Annotated in this window: 18 protein-coding genes and 1 pseudogene; 8 read left to right on the top strand and 11 right to left on the bottom strand. The window is 64.4% G+C overall.

Going from position 1 to position 22,357, the window contains the following annotated elements:
• Positions 1-70 precede the first annotated feature (70 nt).
• From QZ613_RS05395 to QZ613_RS05375, 6 genes and pseudogenes are all read right to left on the bottom strand, one after another.
• A complete protein-coding gene (locus tag QZ613_RS05395) occupies positions 71-682 on the bottom strand; it encodes a CHAD domain-containing protein (protein WP_291981878.1) in 612 nt (203 codons plus the stop codon).
• Positions 672-785: pseudogene (locus QZ613_RS21085) on the bottom strand (CHAD domain-containing protein); the annotation flags it as partial. The gene QZ613_RS05395 and the pseudogene QZ613_RS21085, both read right to left, overlap by 11 nt.
• 23 nt (positions 786-808) lie before the next feature.
• Positions 809-1,537: a hypothetical protein gene (locus QZ613_RS05390; RefSeq protein ID WP_291981736.1), complete on the bottom strand. Its 729-nt coding sequence runs from the start codon at positions 1,535-1,537 to the stop codon at positions 809-811.
• A 274-nt stretch (positions 1,538-1,811) separates the two neighbouring features.
• A complete protein-coding gene (locus QZ613_RS05385; protein WP_291902558.1) occupies positions 1,812-2,453 on the bottom strand; it encodes a DUF47 family protein in 642 nt (213 codons plus the stop codon).
• 600 nt (positions 2,454-3,053) lie between these two features.
• Positions 3,054-4,484: a sigma-54 dependent transcriptional regulator gene (locus QZ613_RS05380; protein ID WP_291981733.1), complete on the bottom strand. Its 1,431-nt coding sequence runs from the start codon at positions 4,482-4,484 to the stop codon at positions 3,054-3,056.
• The gene (locus QZ613_RS05375) at positions 4,485-7,112 is read right to left on the bottom strand and encodes an ATP-binding protein (protein ID WP_291865432.1); all 2,628 of its coding nucleotides are present in this window, start codon (positions 7,110-7,112) and stop codon (positions 4,485-4,487) included. It lies immediately after the preceding gene.
• Positions 7,113-7,237: 125 nt separating this feature from the next.
• On the opposite strand from QZ613_RS05375, the gene QZ613_RS05370 reads away from it, so the two are divergent.
• From QZ613_RS05370 to QZ613_RS05345, 6 genes are all read left to right on the top strand, one after another.
• Positions 7,238-7,399, top strand: a complete 162-nt coding sequence (locus QZ613_RS05370) for a hypothetical protein (RefSeq protein WP_291865435.1) — start codon at positions 7,238-7,240, stop codon at positions 7,397-7,399.
• A 133-nt stretch (positions 7,400-7,532) separates the two neighbouring features.
• Positions 7,533-8,945 (top strand): pyruvate kinase, encoded by a 1,413-nt coding sequence (pyk, locus tag QZ613_RS05365; protein ID WP_291865438.1) that lies wholly within the window; start codon positions 7,533-7,535, stop codon positions 8,943-8,945.
• 133 nt (positions 8,946-9,078) lie between these two features.
• Complete coding sequence (locus tag QZ613_RS05360) at positions 9,079-10,221, top strand: polyamine ABC transporter substrate-binding protein (protein WP_291865441.1); 1,143 nt, start codon at positions 9,079-9,081, stop codon at positions 10,219-10,221.
• Positions 10,222-10,319: 98 nt separating this feature from the next.
• On the top strand, positions 10,320-11,474 hold the full coding sequence (gene potA, locus QZ613_RS05355) for a polyamine ABC transporter ATP-binding protein (RefSeq protein ID WP_291865444.1): 1,155 nt from the start codon (positions 10,320-10,322) through the stop codon (positions 11,472-11,474).
• Between the two features lie 134 nt (positions 11,475-11,608).
• A complete protein-coding gene (locus QZ613_RS05350) occupies positions 11,609-12,496 on the top strand; it encodes an ABC transporter permease subunit (protein WP_043568682.1) in 888 nt (295 codons plus the stop codon).
• Positions 12,493-13,332, top strand: coding sequence for an ABC transporter permease subunit (locus QZ613_RS05345; RefSeq protein ID WP_291865449.1), 840 nt, complete (start codon positions 12,493-12,495; stop codon positions 13,330-13,332). Before QZ613_RS05350 ends, QZ613_RS05345 begins: the two co-directional genes overlap by 4 nt.
• A 213-nt stretch (positions 13,333-13,545) precedes the next feature.
• Here the strand turns inward: QZ613_RS05345 and QZ613_RS05340 are convergent, their stop codons facing one another.
• The 4 genes from QZ613_RS05340 to senB all read right to left on the bottom strand — a co-directional run bounded on the left by QZ613_RS05340 (position 13,546) and on the right by senB (position 18,520).
• A complete protein-coding gene (locus QZ613_RS05340) occupies positions 13,546-14,103 on the bottom strand; it encodes a cache domain-containing protein (protein ID WP_291865451.1) in 558 nt (185 codons plus the stop codon).
• Between the two features lie 85 nt (positions 14,104-14,188).
• Positions 14,189-14,752 carry a GPR1/FUN34/YaaH family transporter gene (locus QZ613_RS05335; protein ID WP_043568678.1) on the bottom strand — a complete coding sequence of 188 codons (564 nt, stop codon included), beginning with the start codon at positions 14,750-14,752 and terminating at the stop codon, positions 14,189-14,191.
• 474 nt (positions 14,753-15,226) lie between these two features.
• A complete protein-coding gene (gene selD, locus QZ613_RS05330) occupies positions 15,227-17,509 on the bottom strand; it encodes a selenide, water dikinase SelD (RefSeq protein WP_291865454.1) in 2,283 nt (760 codons plus the stop codon).
• A 15-nt stretch (positions 17,510-17,524) separates the two neighbouring features.
• Complete coding sequence (senB, locus tag QZ613_RS05325; protein ID WP_291865457.1) at positions 17,525-18,520, bottom strand: selenoneine biosynthesis selenosugar synthase SenB; 996 nt, start codon at positions 18,518-18,520, stop codon at positions 17,525-17,527.
• A gap of 14 nt (positions 18,521-18,534) precedes the next feature.
• Between senB and senA the strand changes: the two genes are divergently transcribed.
• Positions 18,535-19,830 carry a selenoneine synthase SenA gene (gene senA, locus QZ613_RS05320; RefSeq protein ID WP_291865460.1) on the top strand — a complete coding sequence of 432 codons (1,296 nt, stop codon included), beginning with the start codon at positions 18,535-18,537 and terminating at the stop codon, positions 19,828-19,830.
• A 126-nt stretch (positions 19,831-19,956) separates the two neighbouring features.
• On the opposite strand, the gene egtD is transcribed toward senA, so the two are convergent.
• Positions 19,957-20,916 carry an L-histidine N(alpha)-methyltransferase gene (gene egtD, locus QZ613_RS05315; protein ID WP_291865492.1) on the bottom strand — a complete coding sequence of 320 codons (960 nt, stop codon included), beginning with the start codon at positions 20,914-20,916 and terminating at the stop codon, positions 19,957-19,959.
• A 308-nt stretch (positions 20,917-21,224) separates the two neighbouring features.
• On the opposite strand from egtD, the gene QZ613_RS05310 reads away from it, so the two are divergent.
• Complete coding sequence (locus QZ613_RS05310) at positions 21,225-21,860, top strand: hypothetical protein (protein ID WP_291865463.1); 636 nt, start codon at positions 21,225-21,227, stop codon at positions 21,858-21,860.
• The last annotated feature ends 497 nt before the right edge of the window (positions 21,861-22,357 follow it).

Raw genomic sequence — 22,357 nt, 5'->3', positions numbered from 1 at the left:
CTGGCGCCCGGGCGCGGCAGCACCCCCTGGTCATCGACCGCATCGCGACGGCACGAGCGAACGGCAGAAATCACGCCGAAGGCCCGGCGCGAAGCTCTGCCAACAGCGCTTTCCTGCGCCGTTCAAGGCCGTCCCGGATGGCTTCGCCTGGCTCGCCGGGAAGCGCCTCCTCGGTCAGGTGAACGGCACGGGCCAGTTCGTTCAGTCGCGCGAGCAGTTCCGGCAGGCCATTGGCCGCGACCCGACCGTCCCGTCGAGATTGATCGGCAAACATTGGTGCGAAGAATTCCAGGGCGTAACGCAGTCGTTTGTACGCAGCTCGCAGACGATCAGCGGCAGAGTCATCGCCGGCAAGAAGCTGCGCCGCCAGCCGGCCCGATTCGGCGGCGCTGGTGTCGAGCAATGCCCGCGCACGAGCTTCCAGGCAGGCCGCGTCGCGTTCGGGAAGCGCCAGCACGGCAGCGGTGAATCCGAGCAGCAAGCGCGAGTAGTCGTCGGACTGGAGCGTGCTGCGCACGGCCTCGCGGTTGATCACCGATCGCCGTTGAGCGTAGTTCGCCAGGCGAGCGCTGGCCACGCCCTCCGGTAAATCCGCAGCGATCGTCGGCAGGGTCGCGGTCAGAAAAACCTCCCAGTGACGCGCCTCGGCGAGTTGTTCGAGCGAGCGTCCGCCAGCGTGGATCGAAACGGCTCACGAAATCCTTCGGAAGCAGTGGCCGCCAGATTCGAATCGCCGAACGCAGACGACGAATCGCCGCGCGCGCCTGATGCACGAACTCCGGCATCGTCGCCTTGGCGCAGGCCCTGCTCATTGCTCTGCAGATGCCTCAGGCAGGCCAGCGCGATGCGCCGAAAGTAGACCGTGGCGGACGTACCGGCGTCGATCCGGACTGGAGACGACTTGACCGCCGGCAGCGACTCGTCGGCGAGAACGCGGTAGCTCCGCTCGACTCCTGGCGATCGCTTCCGGGTGCAGCGAGAAGTCCGTCTGCAACTCGCTGGCAAGAGAAAACAGGTCTTTCGGCGATCCCGAAACGAGCTTGAGTCCAATCTCGCATAACGCCTGTCGTCGCCCGAGACAGATTATCCAGCCACGGTCGAGCATCAGCTCGATGCGCACGCCTTCGTGCGGTCGAAGCAGCCAGGCGTTGCGGGTAAAGCTGGTCGTGAAGGTCACCTGCAAGTCGGCGTGCAGCGACTGCAGCCACTGGCGCAAGCGCCTTTCCGTCACCGGCGAGAAGTCGAATCTGGCGGGCTCGTCAGCCTCTCTGGCGATCTCCCAGTGCGCAGGGCAGGCGCATTTCGGAGCAGCGAAATCCGTCAGTACAGCCCTGCTCACCGAGGCCAGGCAACGGGCCCCAATCTTGCGACATAGGACAAGGACCTGCTCGCGCCGCAAGCGAAGGTCCGGCGTGTCGTAACAGAGGTCGACAATGCGTTCGCGGACAGCGGTCGCGTCGCTGAGCAGGGGATGCCTGGCCAGTCGATTGGCGACCCCAGGCGTCAGGGAAAGACAGAGTTCAGTCTGGATGACCATCTGACAGGCTCCCGAGAATGGCCCATGCCACCAGGTGCCGCTGCAACTCGGCGACTCGCCTGGTCAACCGCAACGCCGGGCTGCGCAGAGGAGTGAGCCATCAACGTCGTCTGAAGCGATACGGCAAGGGCACATCGGCTACCAACCGCGGGGACAGCCATTCCACGCCGACGGCAAGAGGAACGCGACCAGCTGCCGAGCCAGCACCCGCAGGTCAGATACGCCCGTCCGCTGAAGCCCTTTCCGCCAGCGCGCTCCTGCCGACCGCCTTGCTTCAGCAGAGCTTGACGACGATATCCAGCAAGGTGCTGTTGCAGATGTTGAGGCGCTCCCCGGCCCGGTTCAACTGCGTGTAGATTTCCTTGCGCCTGAAGATGTTGTGAAAATCGTTGTCCTGGAACAACTCGGACAAGGCCCGGCGAAGCGTTCGCGTCAGGCTCTTCAGGGCAACGTCGGCTTTTTCGGCGTCGGCGCGGGCCGCTTGCGGATTGCTCCCCAGGCGGGCAAAGCCCGCCGCCACGGCTTCGACACCGGCCTTGAGGTACACGGCCATTTCCAGGCACGCCTTGTCCGGCTTCAAGGGTTGCACCTCGCCCTCCATGTCGACCATGATCGCGTGGCAGCTGTTGATGATCTCATCGAGATTGATGAACGCTCGGTGCAGGTCCTCACGGTCAATCGGCGTCGAAAAAGCTTCGTTCAGCAGCGTCAGGTTGCGAACCTTCTGCCGATCTCCCTCACCTTCCGCCTCGACGATTTTGCTTGTCGCCTGCGCACTGTCGCTGCCCATATACTCGACGAGCAGGCTGGCCGCCATATTCACGTGCGCACTTTGCTCGACGAGCAACGCAAAAAAATCGGGCACCTTCGGAAACACCCGGTGCAGGATACGGCGCGTGAACGAAGGTGCAGCCATTCTTGAGGGTGCCGCCATGCTTAAGTCCGACATGATTGAGCCTTTCCAATAGAGAGATTGACAAACGCGAATGTCTGAATCGCCACCAACGCCGGAACGGCAATGTTGATCGCATCGCGGCTAACAAGGCGCAGATCCTTCGTTCAGCGGACCAGCCGCAGGCCCTACAAAGCCCTGCCCGCACGACGGCTAAGCTGGCCCCGACCAGCACGACGAAAGCATTTTGCGTGCCAGAAATGTGTGCTGCCAAGGAAAGCCGGAAAGACCACGAATCAGGGCTTGAAAGCGACTCGTCTCACCCTCGATGAGGGGTGTAACAAGACGCACTGTCGGCCATGTCAAAGTCGTTGCAAATGACGGGAAAAGCTTATGAAAACGGAACCGCAGCCGCTCACCAGGCCCGCTTTGTAATGACGCAACGTTACACCGGCGGCAAACCTGCCAGCGGCCGTGGTCAACGACGCGCCGCGCCGATCGGCCATGGCAGGACGTCAGGCCGCGACAGAGCGGAGCACTGGAGGATTCGGGGGCAAGATGAATGGCGTCGCGCGGGCGTGCGTGCCACCTCGCCTCGAGCGCGCGGAAACCCCGTTCGCCGGATCAGCAATTGGCCTGGAGCACGCGCCGCGCCAAGCGTCGGTTGAGCGCTGGACGCGACAGTCCGAGCAGGGTGGCGGCGATGCCCTGATTACCCCCGGCTCGGCGCAAGGCTTCTTTGACCATCGCTTCCTCGACCTCGTCAAGGGTCGGAAAGCGCCCCGGGATGATCACCGGCAATGCACCAGGCGGTTCTGCCGTGGAATCGTCGATATTTGCCTTCTGCTGCTTCTGAATGGCCAGGCGGAAACTCTCCATGGCCAGCACCGACCCACCGCGATGCAGCGCCATGGCGTTGAAAACCATTGCCCGCAGCTCGCGGACGTTGCCCGGAAAATGATAGTTCGAGAGCAGCGTGATCAACTCGTTCGAGGGTTCGGGACCGGTCTTGTTGATCGCCGTGGCGGCCTCGTCAAGAAAATGCTGCAGGAGAAGCGGAATGTCCTCCTTGTGCTCCCGCAGCGGTGGCACCTCGACCTGATGCACCGACAGACGATAAAAGAGGTCGGAACGAAACTGGTTCTGGCGCATTGCCTGGGCGAGATTGTGGTTGGTTGCACAAACGACACGGGCGTCGCTGGGACGCGCCATGTCTGATCCGAGGGGAAAGTACATGTGTTCCTGGAGCAGGCGCAGGAGTTTGACCTGCGAGGCCATAGACAGATCGCCGATCTCGTCCAGAAACAGCGTTCCGCCGCCGGCCTGCGCGATCAAACCGGGGCGATTCTGGTCCGCGCCGGTGAACGCGCCTTTGCGATGCCCGAAAAGGGTATCCGAAAACAGCGTGTCGTCGAGGCCGGCGACATTGACCTGCACAAACTGACCCGCCAGACCGCTTAGCCTGTGCAGGGCATGCGCGAACATTTCCTTGCCGGCCCCGGTCTCGCCGGAAATCAATACCGGCTCCGCCGAAGCTGCAACCGCCTCGAGATACTGAAACAGCGCCCGCATCTTGCGGCTGTTGGTAACGATGCCGGCGAAAGCCTCGCCGTTCTGCAGGCAATCGGAGAGAAGATAGTGCTTGAGCACCCCCATCTGCCGGCGCAGCGATTGCACTTCGAGAGCATGCCGGACACTCGCCAGCAGCCGACTTTCCTCGACTGGCTTGACGAGGTAGTCGAAAGCGCCCTCCTTCATGCTGAGCACCGCGGTGTCGACATCCTGAGCGGCGGTCATGACGATCACCGGCAACTCGGGGTACAGGCGGACGATCTCCGGCAGCAGCTCGTTTCCCGTGACATGTGGCATGAACAGGTCAAGCAGAACCGCGCTGGCCGGCTGCCGCTCGAGCGCCGGCAGCAGTTCGCGGCTGTCATCGACCATCTGGACCTTGGCCACCCCGGCACTATGTAAAACGGCCGCCGTTGCGTGCAGGACTGAATGGTCATCATCGACCACCAAGACCGGCAAGCCGGCAAAGGATTGCTCTCTCATTCACTTCTCCATGCTGATCGGTAGATCAATGGTTACCGTCGCGCCAAGCTTCTTGTTCGCCGCGAAGCGCAAGACGCCGCCGTGTTTTTCGACGATCGACGACGAGATGGACAGGCCCAGACCGGTGCCGCCACTCTCGGACTTGGTGGTGAAGAAGGGCTCGCCGACCTGGGCCATGACTTCCTCACTCATTCCGACGCCGCGATCCTTGACGCGCACAATGATCCGCCTGCCGGCGCTGTCCAGCTTGCCGGAAACCTTGACCGAGCGGCTCCGCTCGGGCAGCGATTCCAGGGCATTGACGATGACATTGATGAATACCTGCTCGAGCTGCTGGACGTTCCCGCGCACTGCCGGCAGGCCGTCCGGCAAATCGAGGATCAGGGCATCGGTGTGCTCGCGAATACGCGCGTCGAGCAGCGTCACCGCACTCTTGAGAATCTGCCCGATGTCCGCCAGCTCGTCCATTTGCCCGCCATCCTGCTTGCCCAGGTGCTTCAGATTGGCGATGATCTTCTGGATACGTTTGGCATTCTCGCCAATATCGCCCATACCCCGTGCGACGATCTCTTGCGCCTGCCGCGGACTCAAACCGGCCAGCAGAAAATCCCCCTGCTCCTGCTCATACTCGCGCAGGATCGGCAAGGCGTCCTGCCAGATGCGGGCCAGCAAGGCCGCGTTGGCCATGATCGCGTGATTCGGGTTGCTGATTTCGTGGGCAATGCCCGCCGACAGCACGCCAAGCGACGCCAGCCGCGCGCTCCGGATCGCCTGCCACTGCAGTTTGCGGTTCTCGGTGATGTCCGTGATCACCACCATCGCGGCCATCAGCGTGTTCTGAAGGTTGGCGGCGTTCGCCGAAGCGGTCGGTACCATGCGCACTTCCCACCAGGTCGCATCGCCGGTGGTGTATTGGCAGTGTTCGATCTGGCCGCTGGCGAATGTTTGCCGGAGCTTCTCCAGGTAACGCTGGCGAACCTCCGGCGGCAGAATCAATTCGGATCGCTTCTCGCCGGCGCCGCCGACCGGGTTAGTCCACGGTCGGTTGTAAAGCAGTATCCGGGCTTCCTCGTCGACCGTAAAGATGATGTCCGGAGAATGGTTGAACAGCGCCCGCAGCTTCGCTTCCGAGTCACGCAGAGCGTCCTCGGCCAGCTTCTGCTCGGTGATGTCCTGGCAAAAGCCGACGATGCGAGTCAGCTCGTCACCCGCTTCGTGCACCGGGAAGCCGCGGACACGCAACCAGCGCAGCACCTGGTCGCCCGGCGAGCACAGCGGCAGCTCGACCGCGAACTGCCCACCGTCGGCCTGCAGATGGGCGATCGCCGCGCTCAATTTGCGCCGGCCATCGGGCTCGAAAACGTCGAGCAACAGGGATGGCGCAGTACGTTCCAGCCAGGCCCGCTCCCCGGCAATCTGCTGGAAGGCCGGGCCGATATACTCCAGACGCGTAGCGCTGGCGTTGGTGGCCCAGAAAACGACGTCGACCGTTTCCGCCAACTGACGAAACAGCTCTTCGCGCTCGTACAGCGTCTGCGCCAAGCGAATGCGATTGTCGAGTTCGCGGCGACTGCGCACCAGGTAGAAGCTGAGCAAGGCAGTAAACAGGATGCCGCCGACCATCACCAGCCAGTGCGCCTCGGTGAACGCCTCGGCCGTGCGAAAGGTATGCGTGGCCACTCCGGTGACCGACCAGTTGCGGTCGCCGACGGCTATCCTGGCGACCAGCCGCGGCTGATCCTGGTCCTGCTCGGGCAGGGCGCCATCGGCCGTCGCCGCGCTACCGGGTTCGAGGCGGCTGGCGTAGAAGTGGACGAAGTCGGCGTCGCCGCCGGCCGAATCGTCGCGCACCAGAACCTCGACGCCGCGTGGCTCGAGCACGCTGATGGCCAGATGAACGAGTTCCTCGACGTCATAGACGCCGACGACGAAACCCAGGGGCTCCAAGAGCGCCTGCGACACCTGATCAGCGGCCCTGCGGCTGTTCACCTCGCCCGTTGCCGTGCCCGACGCATAGACTGGCAGGGCCGCGTAGATCAACGGCACGCTTTCGCCTCGCGGGGGGACCACGCGTCCGCTGACCGCGATCTTGCCGCTCGTCCTGGCGCGCTCGAACAGGGCAGTGAGTTCGCTGGTCGCGTTCAGCTCGACGCCGGTCGTCTGCCGGGAACCCGCACGCCACGCACGCCGTACGAGCGAACGATTGGCCAACTCCGTGCTGCCACTCGCCGCCGGGTCGGTTTCCGCCGCGGCAACAGCTGCCGCTGCCTGGGCGATCTCGCTGACCACTGCCGACGGTTGCTGCCGCGCAAGGGGCAATAACGGCACCCAGAGCAGGCTGGCAATATAAGGGCGACGCTGCAGGATCGAGTCGGCGAAGATGCTGAATTCCGTCTCGTCGATCGTCTGTGCAGCGTGCAGCAGCGCGCGCAGCTCGAGCAGGGCGTCCAGCCCCTGGTCTACGACCGAATGCACGGCTTCGATACGATCGCGAGCCGCCCACTCGAATTCCTTGAGGTGGCCGGTCTGCAGCTCGTCGCGCACGTTCCACGAGGAAAGGCAGGTCAGCAGGACTCCACCGATGGCCACGGAATAAGCGGCAGCGTATTTTCGCAAATTGTCAAACATGGACGGCCCACAGAAGCTTGCTCCACGGCGCGGCGCGGCGGTGGTTTCCCGAATCGGCGATCTTGCGGTCGGCAGCTTAGCAGAAAGCCTTGTTAGCGCGAGCAAGCCGTGTGGCGGACAAGAAAATGAGTCTGTTCTGGCGGCTCATGCGGCCGCTCGCCGAGGTGCCTGCCGACCATCCTGAACAGCACTCCGCCTCCCCGGCGTGCGGCGCTCAGCCGCGAAGCGGGCTGACAATCGCCCGCCATTTCACCCGACGGCTCGCGCGCCGCCACTTTGTCGATTGACGCGCGCCACAAGCGCTACCTATACTGCCCGCCGATTCCCGGAATGCTCTGCCGCGGGCCAGGCGTTTGCCGCCGCTGGCCGCTACCGTCCAGGCCTGCCGGCCGAACGTCAAAAGTCACAGAGGAGCAGCTGATGCGCCGAACGAAGATAGTGGCCACGATCGGCCCCGCCACCGCGACCCCAAGCACGCTGCGCCGACTCCTGGAGGCCGGTGTCGATGTGGTGCGGCTCAACGCTGCGCACTCGGACATGAAGACACACAGCAACAACGCACGCCTGGTCCGTGAACTGGCGAGTGAGCTCGGACGCACTGTCGGCGTTCTCGTTGACATGCCCGGCCCCAAGATCCGTACAGGCCTGGTCGAAGGCGATGAGGTGGAACTGGCGAGCGGCGATACCTTCGTGCTCACCGCCAGCGACGACAGCGTGGGCAATGCCCAACACGTGTCGACCACCTTGCCCGACCTTGCCCAATGGGCGTGCCCCGGCGACGAGGTGTACCTCGCCGACGGGGCGATAGTCCTGCGCATGCTGGAATCGGTGGGCCGGGACGTACGTACGGAAGTCGTTCGCGGGGGTACCCTGCGCTCGCGCAAGGGCATGCACCTGCCGCGCGCCGAAGCACACGTCGAACCATTCACCGCCCGCGATGCTCTCGCCCTGGAAATGGCCATCGCCGCCAAAGTCGACTTCCTCGGACTCTCGTTTGTTCGCCGCGCCGAAGACGTCGAGCGCGTCCGCGCGCTGCTCCCCAAGCGCGGCCTACGCCCGGCGTTGGTGCCCAAGATCGAGACCGCCGCCGCCGTCGACAACCTGGCCGGCATCATCGAAGCTGCCGACGCGGTGATGGTCGCCCGCGGCGACCTGGGCATCCAGATGCCGGCGCGCCGCGTGCCGCTGCTCCAGAAAGAGATCATCCGTGCCTGCAACATGGCCGGCAAGCCGGTGATCACGGCAACCCAGATGCTCGAGTCGATGACTCGCTCACCCCTGCCGACACGCGCCGAAGTCAACGACGTGGCCAACGCGGTTCTCGACGGGACCGACGCCCTGATGCTCTCCGAAGAAACCGCCGTCGGGCTGTTCCCCTGCGAAACCGTGCGCATGATGGGCGAAGTTGCCGAGTCGGCCGAGGACTCGCCGCACGAGCATGTCCATCCCGCCGCGATCTCTGCCGCTGCCGCCGACCGCGTGGCCTGGGCCGTGGCGCACGCCGCCGTGCAGGCGGCAGAGGATCTCGGTGTCGCCGCGATCCTCTGCCCGACACGGAGCGGCCTGACCGCGCATCGCGTCGCCGCCTTCCGTCCAAAGATGCCGATCGCCGGCATCTCGACCGCCCCGCAAGTCCTCGGCGGCCTCAGCCTGGTCTGGGGCGTCCAGCCGCTACTGCTTCCCGACCATTCCGACGGTGATCAGTTGCGCCTGGCGATCGCTGTGGCGCGGACAGCGGGACTGGTTCGTGATGGCGACCTGGTGGCGGTCGTTTTCGGTTCCACCGGGCCGCGTGCCGGCAGCACCGACAGCGTACGCATCGTTCGCGTCTGAGAGACCATCGCCGGGGCCGGTTCTCTTTGATCTAGGCCTTGGCCTGCCGCTGGCGCTGGGTTACGCTTCACCTGTCGCCACCCCAGCACGGAAAGGCCAAACCATGCTCTCCTCATCACCTTCGCGCCCTGCCATGGGCCTCAAAATCGCCTGCCTTGGCCTCGCCACCCTGCTGCTGGCGGCCTGCAGCAAGGAACCGGAAGTTGCCGCGCCGCCGGCAGCGGTTGCCGCTGCTCCCGGCGCCACCGACGCCGAAAAGGTACTCAATGTCTACAACTGGTCGGACTACATAGACCCGGAGACAGTCAAGAACTTCGAGGCCCGGTACGGCATCAAGGTCAACTACGACGTCTTCGATGCCAACGAAGTCGTCGAAACCAAGCTGCTGGCAGGAAATACCGGCTACGACCTGGTGATGCCCTCGGCACAGTTCATGGAACGTCAGATCAAGGCCGGCGTGTTCCAGAAACTGGACAAGGCCTTGCTGAGCAATCTCGGCAACATGGATCCGTCGATCATGCAGCGCGTCGCCCTGCACGATCCGAACAACGAGCACGCCATTCCCTATATGTGGGGGACCGATGGCATCGGCTACAACGTCGACCAGGTCAGGCAAATCATGCCCGACGCGCCGCTGGATTCCTGGGCCCTGGTGCTCGATCCGAAGGTCGCCGCCAAATTCAAGGATTGCGGCATCTCGATCCTCGATGCTGCGTCCGACATTCGCAGCATTGTCCTCATCTACCTCGGCAAGGATCCCAACAGCCAGGACGCCGACGATCTGAAGCGGGTCGAAGAGCAGCTGATGAAAATCCGGCCCTACGTACGCAAGGTCAATTCATCGCAATACATCGAAGACCTGGCCAACGGCGACCTGTGCATTGCCGTCGGTTACAGCGGCGATGTGTTGCAAGCACGCGATCGCGCCAGGGAAGCCGGCAAGGGCGTGCAGGTGGCCTATTCCTTGCCGAAGGAAGGCAGCATCATCTGGTTCGACATGATGGTCATCCCCGCCGACGCCAGGCATCCCCGTAACGCGCATCTGTTCATCGACTACCTGATGCAGCCGCAGGTGGCGGCGAACAACTCGAACGCGGTGCACTACCCGAACGGCAATCTTGCTTCAGAGCAATTCATCAACCCCGAGGTAAGGAATGACCCGAGCGTCTTCCCCGGCGCCGAAGTGAAGGGCAAGCTGTCGCCTGAACTGGCAGTGGGTGACGATTACAACCGCCTGCTGACACGTACCTGGACGCGCTTCCAGACCGGCCAATGAGGCAGGGGAAATGGCCGCCGACCGCTTGCCGGCCCCTTCGCCAGCCTCTTTCGCGCGCGCCTGCTCGCCTTTTCGGGACCCTTCAAGCGGGACTCTGAATGGCTTCTTCATCTGCCCTTGAGTCAGCCGGCCCGGGTCGACCGTGGAACGATCCCGCAGCCGAACCCTACATCCGCATCGAGCGGGTAAGCAAGAGCTTCGCCGACTTCGTTGCCGTTGATGACGTCTCGCTGAACATCTATCGCAGCGAACTGTTTTGCCTGCTTGGTGGCTCGGGTTGCGGCAAGACGACGCTGCTGCGCATGCTCGCCGGATTCGAGGAACCGAGCAGCGGCAAGATCTTCATCGACGGCCTGGACATGAGCGGCATCCCGCCGTACGAACGGCCGGTCAACATGATGTTTCAGTCGTACGCCCTCTTCCCGCACATGACCGTCGACCAGAACGTCGGTTTCGGCTTGCAGATGGAGAACCGTTCCCGCTCCGAGATCGCCGACCGCGTGGCGCACATGCTGAAGCTGGTGCGCCTCTCCGAGTTCGGCAAACGCAAGCCGGACCAGCTATCGGGCGGGCAGCGTCAGCGAGTCGCGCTGGCGCGGGCGCTGATCAAGCAACCCAAACTGCTCCTGCTCGACGAACCGCTGGGCGCGCTGGACAGGAAGCTGCGCGAGCACACCCAGTTCGAACTGGTCAATCTGCAGGAAGATCTCGGCGTCACCTTCGTCGTCGTCACCCACGACCAGGAAGAGGCCATGACTCTCTCCTCGCGCATCGGGGTCATGGACCACGGCAAGATCGTGCAGGTGGGGACACCGCAGGAGATCTATGAGTCCCCGCGCAGCCGCTTCGTCGCCGAATTCGTCGGCTCCGTGAATCTCTTCGCCGGCCAGCTGACGGCCAGCGAGCCCGATCGCCTGCGCATCACCTGCCCGGAACTCGAACAACCCGTCCATGTAGAGGTAGACGAGAGCTCCGTTGCCGCGCCACTAACGGCGCTCTGGGTGGCGATCCGCCCGGAAAAGATCCAGCTCTCCGTGCAACCGCCACAAGCAGCGGCCAACTGGACGCGCGGACTGGTGAAGGAGATCGCTTACCAGGGAAATCTGTCGGTACTCCTGATTCGGCTGCCGTCGGGCAAGACCGTCCGCGTCACCCGTCCCAACGTCTGGCGTCACGAAGAAGAGAGCATCACCTGGGAACAGGAGGTCTACCTGCATTGGCACGCCAGCAGTCCGCTCGTCGTCAGCGCCTGAAGCAGGACATGCGCTCGGGCGATGCGACGCCATCCGCGGCAGGGCGATTCGCTGGCCGTAGCCGCCGCTTGCTCGCCGCAATTGGCGGGCTGCCGCTCTGCCGCCGGACGCAAGAGCGTCTGACGAGGTGGGGAATGAGCGGTCGCACGGCAGTCATTGCCCTGCCTTACCTGTGGCTGCTGCTCTTCTTTGTCATCCCCTTCGTCATCGTGCTGAAGATTTCCTTTTCGGAAACGCAGATCGCCATGCCGCCCTATCAGCCCTTGCTGCAATGGGCTGGCGAGCGGCTGGCCGATATCCGGCTGAACGTCAATTTCGGCAATTTCCTGTATCTGTTCGAAGACCGCCTCTATCTGCTCGCCTTGGTCAATTCGCTGCAGGTGGCAACCGTGTCCACCCTGCTGGCGCTGTTGATCGGCTATCCGCTGGCCTACGCCATCGCCCGCAGTGATCCCCGCTGGCGCGGGATTCTGCTGATGCTGGTGATTCTGCCCTTCTGGACGTCCTTCCTGCTGCGCGTCTACGCCTGGATCGGCATTCTCAAGAACAACGGCCTGCTCAACAACTTCCTGCTCTGGCTGGGCGTCATCGATCAGCCGATCGTCATGCTGCAGACCGATTTCGCCACCTATCTGGGTATCGTTTACTGCTACCTGCCGTTCATGGTCATGCCGCTCTACGCCAATCTGGAGAAGATGGACGTGACCCTGCTCGAAGCCGCCGAAGACCTCGGCTGCCGGCCGTTGCGCGCCTTCGCCAGCATCACCCTGCCCCTTTCCCTGCCTGGCGTCGTTGCCGGCTGCATGCTGGTCTTCATTCCCGCCGTCGGCGAGTACGTCATTCCCGCCTTGCTCGGGCCATCCGATTCGCTGATGATCGGCAAGGTGCTATGGACCGAGTTCTTCAACAACCGCGACTGGCCCGTGGCGAGCGCGGTGGCCATCGTCCTGCTGCTCATCCTGGTCGCACCGATCATGTATTTCCAGCGCGCACAGGGACGCGAAAGTGGCGGTCGCCGATGAACGGAAAGCGCTCGCTGGTCAGGCTGTCGTTCCTGGTGTTCGGCTTTGCCTTCCTGTACATCCCGATCCTGTCGCTGGTCTTCTACTCCTTCAACAAATCGCGCCTGGTGACCGTCTGGGGAGGCTTCTCGACCGAGTGGTACGGCCGACTGTTCGAGAACACGCAGATTCTCGATGCCGCGTGGCTGTCGCTGCGCATCGCGGCGATCAATGCCACCGGCGCGACAATTCTGGGCACCCTGGCCGGTCTGGCGCTGGCGCGCTTTGGCCGCTTCCGCGGACGCACCCTATTCGCCGGCATGATCACGGCCCCGCTGGTGATGCCCGAAGTCATCACCGGCTTGTCGCTGCTCTTGCTGTTCGTCGCCAGCGAACACGCCTTCGGCTGGCCCGAGGGCCGCGGCGTCAGCACCATCACCATCGCGCACATCACGCTGACCCTGTCCTACGTGGCGGTGATCGTGCAATCGCGGCTGTCGTCGCTCGACGTCTCACTCGAGGAAGCGGCCATGGACCTCGGCGCGCGCCCCGCCAAAGTGTTTCTCCTGATCACCCTGCCGATCATCTCGCCCGCCCTGATCTCGGGCTGGCTGCTGGCGTTCACCATTTCGCTCGACGACCTGGTGATCGCCAGTTTCGTCTCCGGACCGGGGTCCAGCACCTTGCCGATGGTAATCTTCTCGAAAGTCCGCCTGGGCGTCAGCCCGGACATCAACGCCCTGGCGACGATCATGGTTTCGCTGGTCACGCTGGGCGTACTCATCGCCGGATTCGTGATGCTGCACCGAGACCGCGCACGTCAGCGGGACATGCAACTGGCGCTTGGCTCGGACTGATCAACTGGACCGTTGATGGTGCGGGAACCACCTCCGGAACCCTCAGGGCCTCTTGAAATCCCCGCCCCGCGAGTTCCGCGCGATCAAACGCGCCTCATCATCGCCGCGCGCGACGCTGCCGCGCTGCCGCGCTGCCCGCGTTCAAGGCACGGACAGCGTGGTTTCCTTCAGGCAGACGCGACCGTCACCCGTCACCCTCGGCCAGCCAAGCGCTCAGAGCGCCTGATACCTCGACGGATCGGACATCTTTTCCAGGACCGCGTCCAATTGCTTGAGGGTCATTGTCTCGTCATAGATCCCGGCGCTTACCTGAATGCCACTGGCGAAGGTGATATCCGCGGCCAGTGCATAGGAGATTTTCCGCGACAGCGCGCCCGCGCCCGGCTTCGACCACGCGTACTCCACCCAGTTTCCATGCGGTTCGCTGCCCGCCTTGCACAGTTCCTTGAAGATGTACTTGCCCGAGTTATCGGTAATCTGCATGATCGGCTTGCCGACCAGATCCGGTCGCATCGGGTGGGCAATCATCCTGTCTTGCCGGCAATCATAGACAAAGACATAACTATCCTTCCACACCCAGTTGCCGTCCCGGTTGTTGAACTCGGCATAGCCGGAAGTTCCCTTGTTGTGCAGAAAGCGCGCTGCCGCCCGCACCTTGCTGATTGCTTCTTCGGCGGTAGCCGTACCTGATTCTGCCGCCATCGCTACGCGGCCAGTGCCACAGGCAAGCAGGACCACCAGCCAGCCAATCGTCTTCCCAGCTCTATTCATAACATCTTGCTCCGTCGTCAGTTTTGCTCGGGTGCGCAGCGCTGCTCTGACCGAATCGTCGTGCCAGAGAGCAGCCGCGCGGGTTTCAGTTGATCCAGGGCTTGCCAACCGGAAGGATATCCCGGCCAAAGACGTCCGCATAGATGATGTGCGCCATGATGTACCACGCCATCGCTGCCGTCGCCATCAGCTCGTAGCCGGCGACAACGGTCAGGGCCGGATAACCGAAGTGCGCGAGATCGAGCAGGATGAAGCCGATCAAGAGGAGCGTGAAGGTCAGTGCCAACGCGCCGTGAATGCGCATCGACCCAACCCACAGGATGGCCGTGAACGCTGTCCAGGCGACGAGAAACCAGCCGATGTCGGTCTTGCTGGAAGTATAGATATCGTAGTGGTTACCGATCAGGAGCAGGGTCAGGGCAAGCCAGAAACAACCGTAGGCGGTAAACGCGCAATAGCCGAAATTATTCCCGGTCTTCATCTCCTGCAGCCCGGCAATCATTTGCGCCAGGCCACCGAAAATGAGCCCCAACCAGATCACCGGGCCCAGGCCCATCCAGCCAACGTTGTGAAACTGCAAGATCATGGTCGTCAACCCAAACCCCGCCAGACCGACAACCGCTGGATTGCCCAGCTTCTGCTCCGCCATACCCCACCCCCCTGAAAAGACCTAAGAAAAGGCGGTCGGGTCTGCCACCCGACCGCTCGCTATAAGAAGCCTGTCGTGCCATGCCGTTGGCAACGCCGCGCGCCCAGCGATGGCAACCGGGCGGGATTATATACGCTCGCCGTGGCCGCACAAGAGGCCGTCAACCCGCCGGTTATTATACGTTTCGCATGGTAAATCCCAGCCCTCAAGGAATCAGCGATTTGCCATCACGATACGGCGTTGCGCACAGGTTCTCCCAAATGGCGTACTGCCCACAGCTTGGTTTTCCGCAACAAATCAAAGGCACAGCGAAGGATGAGCGGCAACCCGCAGTGCAGGGAAAATGAACCCATCCCTCACCAGCCGAAGATCGCGGCCAGCCGCCGGCGATGCTCTGCAACGCTTAGCCCGCGCGCCATCGATAGGCCACGGTGGCGGCCTCAGCGCGGACACCGGGCTGCCGCAGCAGCCCTATCATTTCAGGTGAATCGGCGCCAGATCGTCAGCGGGCGGTAGAACCCGACCAATGCACGCGGCTTTTCCGTAGCCCAGCGAGCGCAGAGCAGCAATGCAGGCCGCCGCCCGCTCTGCCGGCACACTGGCCAGCAACCCGCCCGCGGTTTGCGGATCGAAAAGCAGCGCGTAGTTCGGATGACTGCGTGCCGACTCCGTGCCACGCAGGGCGCGGCGCAGGCGCAGGTTTGCCGGCTGCAGCGAACTGAGGATTCCCGCCGCGCTGGTTTCGGCGGCACCCTCGAGAACCGGCAAGGCGGCCAGATCGATCTCGGCGTCGACGCCGGAAGCACGGGTCATCTCAACCAGGTGACCGAGCAGGCCAAAGCCGGTGAGATCGGTGCACGCCGTCGCACCGTGCTCGCGCAGGCAACTGGCGGCAAGCCGATTAGATTGCTCCATCGACGCCAGGACATCGTCGATCCAGCGGCCCTTTGCCTGCAGGCGGGCGTGCGCGGCGAGCAGTGTGCCGGTGCCGATCGGCTTGCCGAGAATCAGCTGGTCGCCGGGGCGCATTCCCCCTTTGCACATCACGCCCGCCAGCCCTTCGTCGATCAGGCCATTGATGGCAAAACCCAGCGCCAGCTCGCGGCCCTCGCCGCTGTGACCGCCGACCAGCGCGCAGCCGGCTTCATTGAGCACTTCGACGGCACCCGCCATCATCTGCAACAGCGTCTCCTCAACCTGGCTTTCGAGCCCCGGCGGCACGGTGGCGATCGCCGTCGCCGACTGCGCTTCGCCGCCCATGGCGAAGATGTCGCCGAGCGCGTGGTTGGCGGCGATGCGGCCGAACAGCCAGGGGTCGTCGATAAGAGCACGGAAGAAATCGACCGTGTGCACCATCGCCCTGCCCGGCGGCACGCGCACGACGGCGGCGTCGTCGGGAGCGTGCAAGCCGATGAGCACGTCATCGCGCTCGACCGGGTGCACGCTCGCCAGCGCGCGCGACAGCACCGTCGCACCGACCTTGGCACCACAGCCGCCGCAACGCATGGCCAGCGCGGAAATAGCTTGCGCCGATTCGGCCTCGTCAAGCGGGACGGCACTTTCCTCGCCCTGCGGCCGGGCGATCGCCATGCGCTGCGCCGGCAGATCGTTGAACCTGGCCATGAAGCGACGGTCGATCCAGTCCTTCCAGCGCCATACCCAGGCGCCTGCCGTATGCAGGCCGCCGCGCGAGGCAATGGCATAGCGGTCGCCGGTGCTGATCAAGGCCAGCCAGCGCGCTTGCGGGTGGTAGGCGCGCAGCGGCTGCCCGAGCACCGAGCGCCGCAGGTTGTCGGCCAGAGGTCGACCCTGGCGAACGGCAAAAACGCCGGCCTTCTCCAGCGCTCGATCGATCATCGAAGCGCAGTCGCCAGCCGCGAAGATGTGCGCGTCGCTCACCGTCTGCAGACTGTCGCGCACCTGGATGAAGCCACGATCGTCGAGCGCCAGGCCGGTGTCGCGCAACCAATCCGCACCACCGGCCTGCGTCACCCAGACGATCTCGTCGACGGCCAGCGTTTCGCCGCCGGCGGTGCGCAGTTGCCCGCTCGCCACCGCGCTCACTTTGGCGTCACGGTGGACGACGACGGCGCGCTCGGCCAGCACCTGCTCGAAGGCGCGCCGCACACGGGCATTGTGCGTCGGCAGAATCTCGGGCTCGGCGGAAAAGAGGTGAAAGCGCAGTTCGCCGGGGTCGCGCCCGAGCCGGCGAAGCTCGTTGCGCAGGCGATGGTGCATCGCCAGCGACAGCTCGACACCACCCGCACCGGCGCCGACGATGGCGATGGTCTTCGCCCCGCGGTGCTCGCGAACGCGCTCCAGCAAGGCCAGCCAGTGCTCGTTGAAACGACGGATCGGCTTGACCGGAATGGCGTGCTCGGCCGCACCTTCGACCTGGTTCACCGCCGGCATCGAGCCGATGTTGATCGACAAGCGGTCGTAAGCGACCGGCGGGCGACGCGCGCAGAGCACCTTGCGCTGCACCCGATCGAGACCGATCACCTGCTCACGAAAATAGCGTGCGCCCGCGAACTCGGCCAGGCGGCGCAGATCGATGTGCACTTCGTCATGGCTGTAATGACCGGCGATGTAACCCGGCAGCATGCCCGAATACGGGGTGTGGGTATCGCTGCAGATCACTGTCAGGCGAACACCGGGCAAGGGTCGCATGGCAAAGCGCCGGAGCACCACGACGTGGCTGTGTCCCCCGCCGACGAGGACAATATCCCTGAACACCGCTTGGTCGGCAGAATGCATCGCGAAGACTCCGTTCTAGGCTATGGCGATAAGGTCGGCGACCAGTCGTCGCACGGCGGCGCGTTCGGCAGCCGGCGCAAACAGGGCGGCGCGCTCCCGGCACTGGTCGGCGAGACGGGCCAGAAGACCGTCGCTGCGTCCCTGGCTGGCCCGACAGCGGACGAGCAGTTCAACCAGGCCCGGCGCGTCGCCGCAGCAAAAATAGCCCGCATAGGCATCGCCGAGCATGCCGATGTTGCCGTCGATCGCCGACGCGATCACCGGTGTGCCACTGCACACCGCTTCCATCACCACGTGCGCACCGCCTTCCATGCGGCTGGCTTGAATCAGCAGGTCGGCGCGCTGGATGCGCTGCCGGGTGGCCGCGTGCGGCTGACCGCCAAGCCAGCGATAGCTGGCCGACGCGGCCATCGTCGCCCTTGCCGCTTCGCCGAGCCGCGGCTCGAGTGGGTCTCCGATGTGATCGATGCGGATGTCGTCGCGCCCGGCGAGCAGGCGGGCGGCGGCGAAGAGCGTTTCGGGATCCTTCTCGGCACGCAGGTGGCCGACCATCAGCGCCCGCAGGCGCCTTTGGCTCTTCGCCTGAGTTTTCCGCCGGCTCGTCGATTGGAAGATCACCCGCGTCTTGGCGTGCAATGCGCCGGGCAAGGCCAAGGGACCGCGTTCCTGCAACACCACCAGCGCATCGGCCAGGTGCAGCGAGCGCTGCGCGCCGACGTCACTGCCGATGTCGCGGTAGAGGTCGGTGCCGGTCAGGATCACGGCCAGACCCGCTGAGCGACGCATTTCCCGCCAGGCGATAATCGACGGCGACGAGCGGCGCGCATGCAAGGCGAGCATGACGCGATCCCGATCGGAAAACTCGTCCGGCCATTGCTCGATGATCCGCGGCGGCCAGGACAGAAAGCGCTGCCAGCGCCGCGCCGTCCGCCAGTTGCCGTTGTTGGCAGCGGCGAGCGCCGGGCTCACAATGACCACCTGGGAAAGTTGCTGCGACCTGTCTTCTTTCACCGAGGCGAACCAGGATGATGAAACCAGCCGGGCAGTGGGCAGCGGCCGACGCCGCCCGCGAAGGCGATCGGCAGCCGCTGTTCGCGGCTTTGCTGGCGGCGCGTCAGCGCACCCTGGCCTTGTTGACCGCCTACGAACAGGCGCTGGGCCCGGCGCTGCAGGTCCCATTCTCGCCGCAGCTGAATCCACCGCTGTGGGAAGTCGGACATATTGGCTGGTTTCAGGACTACTGGATCGCGCGCAACGCGCAGCGCCCGCTCGGCGATCGAGCCGATGGCGATGCGCCCCGCCCAGCCGGGCGCCTGCCCGAAGCAGACGCGCTCTACAACTCCAGCCTCGTCGCCCAGCCGACGCGCTGGCAGCTGCCACTGCCCGATCTGACCGCGACCCGAGCCTACCTCGAGGAAGGTCTGCGGGAGACCCTGGTGCTGCTGGCGCAGACCACTGCGGCCGCGGCCGATCTGTACTTCTTCCGCCTGGCCCTGTTCCACGAACAGATGCACGCCGAAGCGGCGACCTACATGGCGCAGGCGCTTGGAATCGCACTGCCGGCGGCGCTGCCAGGCGCGGTGCGCAGTGGCTTGCCACGCGCCGCGAGGCGAGCGCAGGAGGCGCCGCCGCTGCACCTGCCGGGTGGCGCGTGGCTGTTGGGCTACGAGCGGCCAGGCTTTGCCTTTGACAATGAGCTGGCAGCGCATGCTGTCTGCTTGCCGGCGTTCGAGATCGACGCCCGGCCGGTCACCTGGGAGCGCTACCTGCCCTTCGTAGCCGCCGGTGGCTACCGTGACGCGCGTCACTGGTCGACCGCCGGCTGGCGCTGGCGCGAAGCCGGGGATTTCGCCGCACCGCGTTATCTGCGCCAGCGCGGCGGACAGTGGCAGCAGCGCCGTTTCGGTCACTGGCGGCCGCTGTCGATCGCTGCCCCGGCCGTTCATCTCAGCTACTTCGAGGCCGATGCCTGGTGTCGCTGGGCAGGACGGCGGCTGCCAACGGAAGCCGAATGGGAGTGCGCAGCGCTGACCGAATTTCCGGAGCTCGTCACCACCGCCCCGCTCGCTACCGCGGGCAACGGCCGCTACGAATGGGGCCAGGTCTGGGAATGGACGGCCAGTCCCTTCCTGCCGTTCCCCGCTTTTCGCGCCCACCCCTACCGCGACTACTCGGCGCCGTGGTTCGACAGCCACCAGGTGCTGCGCGGCGCCAGCCTGGCGACGGCGCCGGAAATGGTACACCCACGCTACCGCAACTATTTCACGCCGGAACGCAACGACATATTCAGCGGCTTCCGTAGCTGCGCGATCGCCGGCTGAGCGCGGTTGGCCAAGCGCTATCGGGGGTGCCGCTCTCTCGCCCGCCGAGCCCGGCCCAAGGCGGCGAACGCCGGCAGGATGCTCGCCAGCTGACGGCTCATGGCCATGCTCGACCACCGCCGCTCCCTACGCCTGCGCCAGAAAAACGGCAAACCAGCATCGCTCGTCGGTCCACTGCCGGATTTCCGAAAAACCCGCCTCGCCGAGCAGGGCCGTGAAGTCGTCGACACGCCACTTGTAGGAATTCTCCGTATGAATGCGTTCGCCGGCCGCGAACGCCCGCTCGCCACCAGGCCAGCGCACGCAGAGCGGGCGCAGCGCTTCGAGGTGCATCTCGATACGTGACTGTGCCTCGTCGAAGAAGGCCACATGCCGCCAATCGGCCAGGAAAAAATCGCTGCCGATCAGTTGATTGAGGTTACGCAACAGATTGCGGTTGAACGCGGCGGTGACCCCGAGGGGATCGTCGTAAGCCGCTTCGAGCACCGCGACCGGTTTGCACAGGTCGACCCCGATCAACAACACACCACCCTGCGCCGCGTCGCGGAGCTGGCGCAGGAAGTCGAGCGCCTGCGCTGGCGTGAAGTTACCGATACTCGAACCCGGATAGAAAAGCAGGCGCTGTCCGTCACCGACCTCCGCTGGCAAAAGCAGCCGCTGCGAAAAGTCGGTGCCGACGCCGAGCATTGGCAGTTGCGGGTGCTGCAGCTGCAAGCGGGTCAACGAATCACCCAGAAAGTCCACCGAGATATCGACGGCCACGTAGCGGCCCACCCGCAACGGAATCAGGAGAGCGGCGGCTTTTTCGCAATTTCCCGCTCCAATGTCGACCAGCGTCAAGCCCTGCGCAAGCTGGGCGCCAATGTCATCGACATGGCGCGCGAAGATCGCCGCTTCGGTGCGCGTCGGGTAGTACTCGGGCAAGCGGGTGATCGCGGCGAAGAGACTTGAACCAAGCTCGTCGTAGAAGTACTTCGGCGAGACGCGAGCCGGACATGCCGACAGTCCGCGCAACAAGTCGCCGCGAACCGCAGTCGTCGACTCCTGCCGATCGATATCGATCAGTCGCGGCGAGCGCACCGTCAGCACCCCCACCGCGCCTGCCGCTTGCGAGTGCTCACCGCAATACCATAGCGGATGGATCGTAAAAGCCTGATCACGGTTCTTGGCTGGCGCTGGCGCCGCTCCCTATGATGATCATCAATCAAAACCTGGCCAAGGACCCACTCCCTGGATGTCCCCATGATACCGCCTGATCGCGAGCACGGTCATGGACCGGCTCGCACCAGCACGCTCATCGCTTCCGCTGCACATGGCTACGGCACCGAGGCCGTGCCTCCGGCCGCCAAACAAGAGTGTTTTCGCAGCCACGCTATCCCTCGGGATACGCCCCAATGAACAAGCCTGCAGCCGGCAACTTCGGAACCTCCCTTGCGCAAGCCTTTGCGCTTTGCATGCTCGCGCTTGCCCTCCTGACCGGCACTGCTCATGCAGCGCCTGGCCAGCCGGAGATGGTCGCCATCGGCTTCCCTGCGACCAGCGAAGCGACGATTTCACTGACCACTCTGCGCGCCATCTTCGGTATGGTCCAGCGAAAATGGCCAGACGGCACACCGGTCAAGGTTTTCGTTCTGGCCGACGGCACGGTCGACCATCGTCAGTTCAGCAAGGGTGTGCTCCGGGTCTTTCCGCATCAGTTGCGCCACGCCTGGGAGCGCGGCGTCCTGTCCGGCAACAGTGCCTACCCCGAGCAGCTGGCTTCGGCACAGGAGATGCTGCGCCGAGTTGCTTCGACGCCCGGCGCGATTGGCTACCTGAGGGCCAGCGAGGTGGATGAAACGGTACGCGTGATCAGGGTCGAGATCGTCCCGGCTTTTACCATCCCCACGCAGTCCGCACGTGCGAGCGCGCCCGCTTCCCGGCAGGCGAAACCGGTTCGGGCCGAGAGGGCCACGGCCGACCCGGCACAGATCCGCTGCGCGCAGCCCGGCGAACAGGTGCTCGCACCCGCCGGGCTGCTGACGCGCTGAGCCGCGACAACAACGCGTCCTTGCGCACGCTCACCGTGACCTGGCTGGGCAAGAAAAGCGACCTCGTGAAATAGGTCACAGCGATTTGTAAAAGCTGTGTAACGCTTGTTGTGCGGCTGACGGCTGCTATTTACCATGGACACCGTCAATCGCCTTCTTGATGACCACTTCCGAGGTTTCACATGAGCACATTGCGGTTTCCGGCACCTCGCAAGCTGAAGGCTTGGCGCACCCTCGACTACCTGATGTGCGGTACGCCGAGGAAACCCGGTCGCCAGCGACCGTTCGCCGACGTCCCTCGTCTCAGGCTCCTGTTTTCCGGCCTCGACCAAGGCCATTCAGGCCAGCCCATTGGCCAGCGGCAGCCAGAGCCCGCGGACGACCCACTCTTCGACGCCAACAAGCAAAGGTCCGATGGATCATGGTGGCACACCGGATTTCCCAACTGGTCGACGTTCTGACGCCTGGAGCACTCTCCCTGAAAGAGTTTCTGCCAG

The sequence above is a fragment of the Candidatus Accumulibacter sp. ACC005 genome (assembly GCF_907163215.1).
GTDB lineage: Bacteria > Pseudomonadota > Gammaproteobacteria > Burkholderiales > Rhodocyclaceae > Accumulibacter > Accumulibacter regalis.
This window is presented reverse-complemented; position numbering and strand designations above follow the sequence as displayed.

Coding starts and splice junctions, on each gene's coding strand:
- QZ613_RS05390 (WP_291981736.1), bottom strand. CDS start 1,537: ATGGTCATCCAGACTGAACTCTGTCTTTCCCTGACGCCTGGGGTCGCC.
- QZ613_RS05385 (WP_291902558.1), bottom strand. CDS start 2,453: ATGGCTGCACCTTCGTTCACGCGCCGTATCCTGCACCGGGTGTTTCCG.
- QZ613_RS05380 (WP_291981733.1), bottom strand. CDS start 4,484: ATGAGAGAGCAATCCTTTGCCGGCTTGCCGGTCTTGGTGGTCGATGAT.
- QZ613_RS05375 (WP_291865432.1), bottom strand. CDS start 7,112: ATGTTTGACAATTTGCGAAAATACGCTGCCGCTTATTCCGTGGCCATC.
- QZ613_RS05370 (WP_291865435.1), top strand. CDS start 7,238: ATGAGTCTGTTCTGGCGGCTCATGCGGCCGCTCGCCGAGGTGCCTGCC.
- pyk (WP_291865438.1), top strand. CDS start 7,533: ATGCGCCGAACGAAGATAGTGGCCACGATCGGCCCCGCCACCGCGACC.
- QZ613_RS05360 (WP_291865441.1), top strand. CDS start 9,079: ATGGGCCTCAAAATCGCCTGCCTTGGCCTCGCCACCCTGCTGCTGGCG.
- potA (WP_291865444.1), top strand. CDS start 10,320: ATGGCTTCTTCATCTGCCCTTGAGTCAGCCGGCCCGGGTCGACCGTGG.
- QZ613_RS05350 (WP_043568682.1), top strand. CDS start 11,609: ATGAGCGGTCGCACGGCAGTCATTGCCCTGCCTTACCTGTGGCTGCTG.
- QZ613_RS05345 (WP_291865449.1), top strand. CDS start 12,493: ATGAACGGAAAGCGCTCGCTGGTCAGGCTGTCGTTCCTGGTGTTCGGC.
- QZ613_RS05340 (WP_291865451.1), bottom strand. CDS start 14,103: ATGAATAGAGCTGGGAAGACGATTGGCTGGCTGGTGGTCCTGCTTGCC.
- QZ613_RS05335 (WP_043568678.1), bottom strand. CDS start 14,752: ATGGCGGAGCAGAAGCTGGGCAATCCAGCGGTTGTCGGTCTGGCGGGG.
- selD (WP_291865454.1), bottom strand. CDS start 17,509: ATGCATTCTGCCGACCAAGCGGTGTTCAGGGATATTGTCCTCGTCGGC.
- senA (WP_291865460.1), top strand. CDS start 18,535: ATGATGAAACCAGCCGGGCAGTGGGCAGCGGCCGACGCCGCCCGCGAA.
- QZ613_RS05310 (WP_291865463.1), top strand. CDS start 21,225: ATGAACAAGCCTGCAGCCGGCAACTTCGGAACCTCCCTTGCGCAAGCC.